The 10933-nt window shown below is 42.6% G+C and carries 8 protein-coding genes; 6 read left to right on the top strand and 2 right to left on the bottom strand.

Annotated elements, in window-relative coordinates; all coding sequences use genetic code 11:
* The first annotated feature begins 27 nt into the window (after nt 1–27).
* Complete coding sequence (locus tag WFY05_RS03225) at nt 28–1827, top strand: AMP-dependent synthetase/ligase (protein ID WP_340111285.1); 1800 nt, start codon at nt 28–30, stop codon at nt 1825–1827.
* Between the two features lie 58 nt (nt 1828–1885).
* Here the strand turns inward: WFY05_RS03225 and WFY05_RS03220 are convergent, their stop codons facing one another.
* Nucleotides 1886–2326: a hypothetical protein gene (locus WFY05_RS03220; RefSeq protein WP_340111284.1), complete on the bottom strand. Its 441-nt coding sequence runs from the start codon at nt 2324–2326 to the stop codon at nt 1886–1888.
* A 122-nt stretch (nt 2327–2448) separates the two neighbouring features.
* Between WFY05_RS03220 and WFY05_RS03215 the strand changes: the two genes are divergently transcribed.
* The 5 genes from WFY05_RS03215 (at nt 2449) to WFY05_RS03195 (ending at nt 8605) form a co-directional block, all read left to right on the top strand.
* Nucleotides 2449–3447, top strand: a complete 999-nt coding sequence (locus WFY05_RS03215) for a nucleoside hydrolase (protein ID WP_340111283.1) — start codon at nt 2449–2451, stop codon at nt 3445–3447.
* A 12-nt stretch (nt 3448–3459) separates the two neighbouring features.
* Nucleotides 3460–4194, top strand: a complete 735-nt coding sequence (locus WFY05_RS03210; protein ID WP_340111282.1) for a hypothetical protein — start codon at nt 3460–3462, stop codon at nt 4192–4194.
* Between the two features lie 79 nt (nt 4195–4273).
* Entirely contained in the window at nt 4274–5086 is an 813-nt protein-coding gene (locus tag WFY05_RS03205; protein ID WP_340111281.1) for an SDR family oxidoreductase, read from the top strand.
* Nucleotides 5087–5117: 31 nt separating this feature from the next.
* Nucleotides 5118–6299 carry a mannonate dehydratase gene (gene uxuA, locus WFY05_RS03200; RefSeq protein WP_340111280.1) on the top strand — a complete coding sequence of 394 codons (1182 nt, stop codon included), beginning with the start codon at nt 5118–5120 and terminating at the stop codon, nt 6297–6299.
* 137 nt (nt 6300–6436) lie between these two features.
* Entirely contained in the window at nt 6437–8605 is a 2169-nt protein-coding gene (locus WFY05_RS03195; protein WP_340111279.1) for a hybrid sensor histidine kinase/response regulator transcription factor, read from the top strand.
* A 26-nt stretch (nt 8606–8631) separates the two neighbouring features.
* On the opposite strand, the gene WFY05_RS03190 is transcribed toward WFY05_RS03195, so the two are convergent.
* Nucleotides 8632–10863, bottom strand: a complete 2232-nt coding sequence (locus WFY05_RS03190; protein ID WP_340111278.1) for a carbohydrate binding family 9 domain-containing protein — start codon at nt 10861–10863, stop codon at nt 8632–8634.
* Between the last annotated feature and the right edge of the window lie 70 nt (nt 10864–10933).

The following is a 10933-nucleotide window of genomic DNA, read 5'->3' as shown; positions in this document are numbered from 1 at the left end:
TATTGCGCCGATTATTAAAATATGGTTATGGGACAGACAGTTACTCGAACTTTTGACATCCTCGAACGCACACTAAACGAATTTCCAAGAGAAGATGCATTAGGCGGTAAAAAAGGGAGTGAGTGGTACACTTATTCCACTGCTGAGTACCATAAAAAATCGCATCAGTTTGCCATGGGTTTAATGGCGCTCGGACTTAAAAAGGGTGATAAATTAGCTACAGTAACTACCAATCGGCCTGAATGGAATTTTGCCGACATGGGAATGGCAATGACCGGAGTAGTTCATGTACCGATCTATCCAACTTTAGGAGAAGACGAATACCGTTATATTCTGAAGCATGCCGAAGTAAAAATGATCGTGGTTGGTGATGCCAAACTGTATAAAAGTATCCTGCCCCTTGCCAATTTGCTTGAGCTCGATCTGGTGTATACTTTCGAAGAAGTTGAAGGTGCAAAAAACTACCGGGAAGTGCTCGATCTGGGAGAATCGGGAAGAAAAGATTTTGAGAAAGAGCTGGAAGAAATCAAAGCGTCTGTTCAACCCTCTGATCTGGCTACCTTGATCTACACTTCGGGAACAACCGGTGTACCAAAAGGAGTAATGCTGACCCAGGAAAACCTGGTTTCCAATTTTGTATCGCATTCAGCAATGCACCACCTTGGTAAAGATCATCGGGTGATCAGCTTTTTACCGCTTTGCCACGTGTATGAGCGAAGTGTAAACTACCATTTTCAGTATAAAGGAATGGGCGTTTATTACGTGGGCAACCTTTCACAAATTGTAGGAGCAATCCGCGAGATTAAACCGCATATGTTTAACTCTGTTCCTCGTTTACTCGAAAAAGTTTACGATGGATTTGTAGCTAAGGGAAAAGAGCTTAGTGGTATAAAGAAAGCCCTCTATTTTTGGGCACTCAACCTGACTCAGCATTTTGAATACAATAAAAATTACGGACCGATTCTTAGTTTGAAAATCAAACTAGCCGACAAACTGATTTACTCAAAATGGAGGGAAGCACTCGGAGGTAATATCGTTTACATTGTTTCAGGAGGAGCAGCCTTACAACCACGTATTGCCCGGGTGCTGGGAATGGCCAAAATGTACAATCTCGAAGGTTACGGACTTACTGAAACTTCGCCGGTAATTGCGGTAAACAATCCGGCTAAAAATGAAATGAAAATCGGCACAGTAGGCCCTATTCTCGATGGCATGGAAGTAAAAATAGCCAGTGACGGTGAAATTCTCTGCAAGGGACCCGGTGTGATGAAAGGATACTACAAAGCTCCTGAACTAACTGATGAGGTAATTGATGAAAATGGCTGGTTTCACACCGGTGATATCGGGTTTTTGGAGGAAGGCAAATACCTGAAGATTACCGATCGCAAAAAAGAGATTTTTAAGTTATCGGGAGGGAAGTACATTGCGCCGCAAATGATCGAGAACAAATTGAAAACCTCAAACCTTATCGAACAGGTGATGGTAATCGGGGCTAACGAAAAATTTGCCAGTGCACTGATCTCACCAAATTTCCCGTTGTTGCACGATTGGGCTGCTCAAAGGAAATTGCATTACGAAGATAACAAAGCACTGATACAACTTCCCGAAGTGGTTTCAATGATACAGAAGGAAGTTTCAAAGATCAACAAAACACTGGGTAGCCACGAGCAGATCAGCCGCATCCGATTGGTTTGCGAAGAGTGGTCACCGGCTTCAGGTGAATTATCTCCGACATTAAAATTACGACGAAACATGGTAGCGGTTAAATACCGGCACCTTATCGACGATATTTATTCAGTAAAGAAACAAAACGAAGTGGCGTATTAAAAGCGCTGTCTGAACCAAACTTAGCGAAGGCTGTGGAAATTTCTGCAGCCTTTTTTTATTAAAACAACGGCCGATCCCAGGGAATGGCCATCAAAATAACCAGTAACGAAATCGTATAAAAAATGACTGCGGCACGATGTTTTTTCCATCCGACTATATCTTTTTTTGTCCGCGAACGACCTATGTGAACAAGTGCCAGAGCAATTACCATCATCAGAATGTGTTCCACTACATAAAATCGCAGTGTTGCATTTTTCATGGCCGCACCAAAATCGTTAAACGCTGCTTTAGTCATCGGACTTAAAAACACATACAACACCAGGCCAATTAAAAACTGAATGTCCATTAAAATCATCAGAATCAAACTGGTAGTTTTACCCGATTTTGTCCATTCGGCTCTTTTAGTCCATCCATAAACCGAAAGCACTATCGCCACTACTAAAACAATCAAAACCAACCAGCGAAATCCGCTGTGTGCATGCAATAATCCAGTATACATATATATTAATTTTACCAATCTAACAGCTATTTACAGTTTTGGTTGAAAATATTTTTAAAAAGATTTTGGAAAACCTTCGGGTATTGCCGAAAATTTTGAAACTTGACTAAAAATTTATTTCCATGAAGATTAGAAACCTGATTTATATGGTGGTCTTGGCGCTTTTGGTGGCCTGTAATACGGACAGCAAGAAAGCGCCCGAGAAAATGCGAATTATCATTGATACAGATGCCAATAACGAGCTTGATGATCAGCATGCTCTGGCTTACGCTTTTTTGAATCCCGAAGTTTTTGACGTGGTAGGTGTAACTGTAAATAATACCGATAATGGTTACGGCTTACAGGGGCAATACGACGAGGCTGAGCGGATACTAAAGCTGTTTGATCTCGAAGAGCAGATTCCATTACTGAAAGGCGCCGATAGCGATTACAAAAACATTGCCCCTCATATTTCCGAAGCAGGTTTTGATGGTGAACCGGCAGTTGATTTTATCATTTCGGAAGCCATGAAAACTACGGGCGAAAAGCTGATTTTGGCTCCTATAGGAAAACTAACCAATGTTGCACTGGCCATTTTGAAGGAACCCGGGATCGTGGATAAGATCAAGGTGGTTTGGCTGGGAGGGAATTATCCGTCGCCGGGTGAATACAACCTGGTAAATGATATTGATGCCATTAATCCGGTCATTGAATCCGGCGTTGAGTTTGAGATGGTAACCGTTCGTTACGGACAACCATCTGCCACCGATGCTGTGCGTGTCACTCCTGAAGAAGTACATGAACACCTTGCAGGGAAGGGACCTGTTTCGAAAAATACGATCACAGGCCGTCATGGCGGCACATTTAATCGTTTTGGCGACTATTCAAAAGATCTTTTTGATCATGCTAATATGCACAGTTATCCGCCGTCGCGTGCTTTGTTCGACATGGTGGTTTTGGCGATTCTTAAGAATCCCGACTGGGGAACCAAACACGAAATACCGGCCCCAAAACTGGTTGGACATGCCTGGGAAGATCAGCCCGAAAATCCAAATAAGATTATCTACTGGGACAATTTCGATCGTGATGGGATTGTGAATGACCTGTTTCAGAAAATGGAAGAGACGACACCTCAGAACTGATATCGTACTGAAATGCGCGAACTAAAAAAACAGCTGGAAGTTCTGCTCATTAATCATTTCAGGGATTCTTATGCCGAATTCCCAAGAGGAAGAATTGTGCTGGCTGAATCGCCCGATTTTGTGGTAAAGGTTCCTTCGAAACGACGGCTGGGAATTGAACTTACACGCTTAAGTCCGGAAACTTCTGTCGACGCTTTTGAAAGCCACATCAATGAAATTCAGCTTCGGATTATTGAACTGGCAAAAGAATTGTTTGAGCGCAATAATCCGCACAAGTTGTTTGTAAAGTTCCGGTTCTCAGGTGAATATCCGATTTCAGAAGTATCCGAACTTTCGCTTGCAGCCCGGCTGTCGGCTATAATTCGCCATGCTGTTCAATCCAAAAATCCACGAAGCAATTTTAGTTTAACAATCCACGCTAAACTTCCACACGAAATTGAACAGTTGCTATTAGTGCATCATCCGAACCTGAAAACAAATGTTTGGGAAGTAGCCAATAATCTTGGATTATCGGATAATGTAATTCATGATATTCAGACAGCTATTGACAAAAAAGAGGAGAAGCTTGAGCTTTACCGCCGAAAAAAATGCGACGAATACTGGTTACTGATCACTGCTGATTATCTCCGTGGAACGCGCAATTATCATGTACAAAACCAACTTCAAAATCACAATTTTCAGAGTGGATTCGATCGTGTATTTCTTATGGAATTGATTAACGAGCGCGTTTTTGAATTAAGTGTTTGAGAAATTAAGTCTTAATCAGGTGAACTTAGAACAAACCCGGCCGTAAAAACGTCATATTTGTAATCTTAAAATTATAATCATGTCATTATTCGATATTAAAGGAAAAGTTGCCGTTGTTACCGGCGGATCGGGAACGCTGGGTGGTAGTATCTCAAAATACCTCGCCAGAGAGGGAGTAAAAGTAGCCGTTGTTGGCCGCACTCAGGAAAATGTTGATCTGCGTCTTGGAAAAATTGAAAAATCCGGTGGTGCCGGCATGGGCTTAGTTGTCGATGTGCTGGATGTTGAAGGACTTAAACAGGCGCGCGATAAAGTGATGAACGAATGGGGTAGAATTGACGTGTTGGTAAATACTGCAGGAGGTAACATTCCCGGAGCTACCTTAACCGAACAACAAACGGTTTTCGACATGAAAATCAAGGATTTTAATAAGGTTACCGACTTGAACCTGAATGGTACTGTTTATCCGTCGCTGATTTTTGGAGAGGTGATGGGTGAGCAAAAAACGGGTTCTATCATTAATATTTCGAGTATGGCCACCATGTCGTCGATCACGCGCGTTCCGGGTTATTCCGTGGCAAAGTCGGGGGTTGAGATTTTTACCAAATGGCTGGCGATGGAAATGGCAACTAAGTTCAGCGAAAAAATACGTGTAAATGCCATTGCCCCGGGATTCTTTATCAGTACCCAAAATCAAAAAGTTCTCTTGAACGAAGACGGGTCTTTGACTGAACGTAGCCAGAAAGTGATTGCAAAAACGCCAATGGGGCGCTTTGGAAAAATTGATGAACTGAATGGTGCAGTACATTATCTGTCGTCGGATGCAGCAAGTTTTGTTACGGGCACCATTATTCCTGTGGATGGGGGATTTAGTTCCTTCTCGGGCATTTAAAACAGCAACTTTCTATCTGAAATTCTGATCAATGAAACTCATAAAATCGTGGCGGTGGTTTGGTGAAAATGATTCCGTAACGCTGAATTGGCTTAAAGAAAACGGGATTGAGGAAGTAGTGACCGCGCTGCACCATATTTCCAATGGCGAAGTGTGGCCAGAAGAAGAAATCCTTAAAGTTAAGTCGAAGATCGAAGCCGCCGGTTTAGGCTGGTCGGTTGTGGAAAGTCTGCCGGTTACCGAAGCCATTAAAACCGCTTCCGATCTGCGTGATCAGCACATTCAGAATTACAAAACCTCGTTGCGAAATTTAGCGGCCTGTGGAATTAAAACCGTTGTCTACAATTTTATGCCCGTGCTCGACTGGGCACGAACCGATCTGAATTACCAGATTCCCGGACTCGGTGAATCGATGTTATTCGATTATCCCACTTTTGCTGCTTTCGACATGTACATCCTGAAACGCCCGGGTGCAGAAAACGATTACCCGACCGAATTAAAGGTTGCAGCTAAACAGGCTTTTGAAAAAATGACCGCTGATGATGCTGAGCGGCTGGCGCACAATATCATTGTCGTGACCCAGGGGTTTATCGATGGCGTGATTGATCCGTCAATTGAAGATTACAAACAGGAATTTCTGAATCATCTGCAGCGTTACCAACACATTGATGATGTACAGTTGAGAGCCAACCTTACTTATTTTCTGAATGAAGTGATTCCGGTGGCAGAAGAAGTCGGCATCAACCTGGCTATTCACCCCGATGACCCGCCTTTCGCGGTGTTGGGACTGCCACGTATCTTCGGAAATATAAATGATATGGAATGGTTGGCAAACACCAATCCATCGCAAAATAACGGCATTGCATTTTGTGCGGGCTCTTTTTCAGCAAGGGCTGATAATGATGTTGTGGAGATGGCAGGAAAATACGCGCACCGCATTCATTTTGCTCACCTGCGAAACACCCAGACTTTGCCCGACGGAAGCTTTTACGAATCGGGACACATTAACGGGACAGTCGATATGAAAGCCTTGGTGAATGTATTCTTGAAGGAAATGAAGGAACGTTCAGCCCGAATTCCGATGCGGCCCGATCACGGCTTAAAAGGTGTTGAAGATGAAGGACTGACAGCAAATCCCGGTTACCCGCAGTTTGGCCGCTTAAAAGGACTTCGTGAGGTAGAACATCTGGAGGAGGAATTACTCCATCCGTAATAATATTTTCCAATTTCCACCGAAATAATTTAATCTGGAAATCTCGGCAACTATTTGGGAAGATCCGGCAAATTATCTTCCAAACAATCATCAACCTTTTGTGGCATTTTATCGTAACTCGTTAAAAACCACAAGTCATGGAGTCTGTTCCCCGTTTTTTCGATCGTCTGGACAAGAAACTTGAACACATCATCGATACAAAAAATCTTTCGCCAAGAGAAGAACTGGCTAAAAAATACATGATGATGCAGGGAATCTTTGCCATTTCCGGCCTTTCTATTATGCTGGTTGTTGCCTGGATCATCTCGGCCAAAATGATGGCTGAATTTAGTTTGGTTTATATTCCGTTTATTTCAGGAGTGGTGTACCTCTTGATGCGAACGAAGCACACCCTGAAAAAAATTTTCGCTTTTAAAATCGCGATGATTCTTATTTCATCCATTTACATTCTTCGAATGGGAGGCCTTTTTACCAGCGGTGGTCTTTTTCTGGTCTCCATACAGGCAGTTACCAGTACTGTCGTTGTGCGCGATTTTAAACGGATTCTTTCTGTTTTACTTACTTTTATAGTTGCGATGGTACTTCTGGTTGTTTTGGAGTCCTACTTCCCAACTCGTTATGCGCTCGATCCTTTGCAAAATATAATTTTACTTACTACGAACGTGATCTCGATGACCTTCTATATTTTCTTTTTTAGTTTATATGCCGTTAATCTGTATTCAAAATTGGAGCAGCGCGAAACCCAACGCCAGAAAGAACTGAACGATGCCAAAACCCGATTGTATACCAATATCACTCACGAATTCCGAACACCGCTTACCGTTATTCTCGGACTGGCTGATGCGGTTAGAAAAGGACAGCAAAATCATCTCGAAGCCAAAATGGACACGATAACAAGAAATGGTAAAAATCTGTTGCAATTGGTCGATCAGATGCTGGATTTGAGCAAGCTCGAATCCGGCAAACTTTCGGTGAATAAGATCCATGCCAATATCATCCCGTTTTTGAAATACATTTTTCAATTGCAGGAATTTTATGCGGAAGAAAAACGCATAAACATGGCTTTCTTTTCCGAAAGTCAGTCGTACGAACTTGATTTCGATCCCGAAAAAACAGCCGCTATTATTAGTAACTTGTTAAGTAATGCCATCAAGTTTACCGGCGAGGGTGGAACTGTTCGATTAAAGGTGTTCACGCGTTCCGATTCGCTATACATTGAAGTGCGTGATAATGGAATTGGTGTTTCTTCTGAAAAGCTGGATAAAATTTTCGACCGTTTTTACCAGGTGGATGGCGCAAATACACGCAAAGCCGGTGGCGCCGGAATTGGTTTGGCGCTTACCCGCGAAATGGTAAATCTGTTGAAAGGAACCATCCGGGTGGAAAGTGTACCGGGTGTGGAAACCATTTTTTCGGTGCGCTTGCCTGTTACTCATCAACATAAAAGAGAAGCACTTGAGTTTGCTGATCCGGAACAAAACGGAGCACAAGAAAAAGTGGAGTTAACTGACGATCACGATTACCCGCAAAATGGAAACAGGAGACATCTGTTGATTGTGGAAGATAATGCGGATGTAGTGGCCTACATGAAGGCATGTTACGAAACGCATTTCAATATTGAGGTGGCCAAGGATGGAATGGAAGGATACAAGCAGGCACTGGAAGATGTTCCCGATATCATTATCAGCGATGTGATGATGCCGGGCATGGATGGTTTTGAACTGTGCAAAAAACTGAAGGATGACTACCGCACCAGCCACATTCCGATAATTTTACTCACAGCTAAGGCTGATATTCCTTCGCGAATCGAGGGTCTGGAACAGGGTGCTGATGCTTATGTGGTAAAACCTTTCAACCAGCAGGAACTATTGGTGCGCATGCAAAAACTGCTGGAGTTGAGGCGGAATCTTTTTAAACGCTACAGCAACGGTAATGCGATGGAAACATCATCCGATCCGGTGGTTCAGAAAGAGGACCTGTTTATCCAACGGCTGAATGAATCGATCAATAAAAATCTGGGCGACGAGAATTACGATATCCATAAGCTTTGCGAAGACATGGCCATGAGCAAATCGCAGCTGTACCGCAAATTCCGGGCGCTTACCAACGATTCGGCTGCCCGCTACATTCGCCGTCAACGGATGAAACGTGCCAAAGAACTGTTGCAGACTACAGAAATGAACATCACCGAAGTAGGTTACGAAGTGGGAATGAAAAGCCTTTCAACTTTCAGCCAGTTGTTTAAGGATGAATTTGGGGAGAGTCCCCGAGAGTATGTCAACCATTTACAGGAGAACCATCATTGATAAAAAAACAGTCGTTGATACCTGATCTACCACCTGAATGTATAAGTATATTTTAACAGTACAGTTCTTGCTGAGGTAAACGGGAGTTTAGGTTCAACGCGTGAACGGTCGGTGTTGAGATTTTCGTTGTACACAATATAAAAATCGTTTCCGTCGCGCGGATTGTACCTGAAACGGATATTTCCAATTATTCCGTTAATTGCTGAATTATACTGAATAAATGCCGATACTGAAGTTTTAGTTGTCAAGGTCATTAAGCCATTAAAGCGCACGATATGATTGGTGAATTCCATTGAACGTTCCGAAAATTCTACGAAATCAAGTTGATAATACAAACTCAGGTCGAAATCGCTGCCGATTTTTAAGCTTGGATAGGTGTTAAAAGACCATTTTCGACCATCGTAAAAGTCACCTGCGGTTGCATTAAAAAAAGCTGTAAGCGCATGTCTGTTCGATGTAGTATAATTAAGGCTAAAATCGGTGAATGAATATTCACCGGCCGGGACACTGGCCTGGTTGTATCCTATAATAAGTTTGTCGTAAAGATTTTCCAGGTGTCGATTAACTGCGGCGTACCATTTTATCCCCTTTTTGGTTTCAAAATCCCATTGGAGTGTAGCGGTAGTTGTTTCATGTTTGCCGGTTTCTGTACTCCACCATCGGTAACCTTTAAGTGATAGTTTATGGTAGCGAAGCACAGCGTCTTTCCCGGGCAGCCAGCCATACTGAAAGGTAGCATGTGGCCCCTGAAAATTTTGTCGCTCTTCAAATCCGATACCGGGATTAAACGTTTTTCCTGACCAGGTATATATCAGGTCGTAAGCAAAACCGGTATCGTTCCTTCTTTGCCATTCAAAAATAAAACGTGAAGGTTCCGTACTAAACGCGTCATTGTTCAAATCGTTTTGAAAAGTTTGTGCCCATTTCAGCGACAGGTATTCATCGCCGACAACTCGGAACAGTCCGTCGAAACCAGAGGCCACGTTGTAGTTGCCGTTCATTCCCAGCCGGCTGGTAACCATGGTTCCGATAAACGAATTGGAATTTAAAACTGAACGCTTTAATCTGAGTGTACCGAAATTCTCAGAAGGATTCTCTTGGAAATCTTCCGTTTGCATATCCAGGAAACCAATATCCCAATTGCCAACTCTTCCGGTCAATCGGGCGCCACCGTAAATTGTAACGGGATTACCCTGGTAAAGTCCAATGTTTCGACTGTAAAACAGATTACTGTTACCAAGTAAGGAAAAATTGAAAACGTCTTCTTTTTCCAGGAAGAAATTTCTTTTCTCCGGAAAATACAGGGATAATCTCGAGAGGTTAATTTGCTGAGCATCGGCTTCAGCCTGTGCAAAATCGGTGTTCACTGTGAGATCGGCTATCAGGTTATTGGTCAGGTTGTATTTTACATCGAGCCCGGCATCGCCTTTCCATTTTGTATTTAAATCGTAGCCTGTTTTCGGTTCGTTTAATATGTTTTTATTTTCAAAACCACCAATAATATAAGGTGTTACGTATAACGGTTTCTTCGGATTCAGGTTTTCAAATTCCACCTCTGCTGTTAGTGACGCTTTCCATGCGGGGAATGGGAAATTGGGTGAAAGTACTGGCCACGAGACTGACTCATAGGTCGCTGCCATTGTGCGCATCACTGCTATCCCCATTTTAGTTATTCCGTTTGAAGACTGAAACCGTAAACTTGAAAAGGGAATCCGGATCTCAGCTGTCCAGCCATTTTCCATTCTTACGGTTTTGGCATCCCAGAAAGTGTTCCAGTTAAAATTAATATCCTCCCAAACTAACATATCATTTTTAATTGCCCCGTCTATACGGGCTCCATTTGGATTTACTGCAAAATTGAAGGCATTTTCCCTGTCATTATAAGAATCGATTGTAATTGCCAGCCTATCAGGAGCAAAAGATAAATAATCCCGCTTTTTACCGATTGCACGTATATCTTTCGGGTTTTTGTAGAATAGCATACCCGACAGGTATAAAAAATCATTGTCGTAAGCCAGTTTTATAATTGATTCTTCGGTGGGTGGAGCGCCAAAGTTGGGCCGGTACATGGTCATTTGTAAAGTGTCTACTGTTTGCCAGGCAGCTTCATCGGGAATACCGTCGAAATTAATACCGGATATTCTTGAGACTTTATAAACGGATTGCTTCATTTCCGGATCTCTGTTTTGTCCGGATGCACGAATTGTTAATGTGATTAAAAAAGTGAATATAACCAGGAATGATATTAACCTTTTCATGAGTTGAGTTTTTAGTAAAACCACGTTCATCTGGCTTTTTCACATCAGGATTTTATATCATAATTTCGTA

It is taken from the genome of Maribellus mangrovi (assembly GCF_037646455.1).
Classification (GTDB): Bacteria; Bacteroidota; Bacteroidia; order Bacteroidales; family Prolixibacteraceae; genus Draconibacterium; species Draconibacterium mangrovi_A.
The sequence above is the reverse complement of the archived record's forward strand: the minus strand, read 5'-3'. Positions and strand labels throughout refer to the sequence as shown.

Coding starts and splice junctions, on each gene's coding strand:
- WFY05_RS03225 (WP_340111285.1), top strand. CDS start 28: ATGGGACAGACAGTTACTCGAACTTTTGACATCCTCGAACGCACACTA.
- WFY05_RS03220 (WP_340111284.1), bottom strand. CDS start 2,326: ATGTATACTGGATTATTGCATGCACACAGCGGATTTCGCTGGTTGGTT.
- WFY05_RS03215 (WP_340111283.1), top strand. CDS start 2,449: ATGAAGATTAGAAACCTGATTTATATGGTGGTCTTGGCGCTTTTGGTG.
- WFY05_RS03210 (WP_340111282.1), top strand. CDS start 3,460: ATGCGCGAACTAAAAAAACAGCTGGAAGTTCTGCTCATTAATCATTTC.
- WFY05_RS03205 (WP_340111281.1), top strand. CDS start 4,274: ATGTCATTATTCGATATTAAAGGAAAAGTTGCCGTTGTTACCGGCGGA.
- uxuA (WP_340111280.1), top strand. CDS start 5,118: ATGAAACTCATAAAATCGTGGCGGTGGTTTGGTGAAAATGATTCCGTA.
- WFY05_RS03195 (WP_340111279.1), top strand. CDS start 6,437: ATGGAGTCTGTTCCCCGTTTTTTCGATCGTCTGGACAAGAAACTTGAA.
- WFY05_RS03190 (WP_340111278.1), bottom strand. CDS start 10,863: ATGAAAAGGTTAATATCATTCCTGGTTATATTCACTTTTTTAATCACA.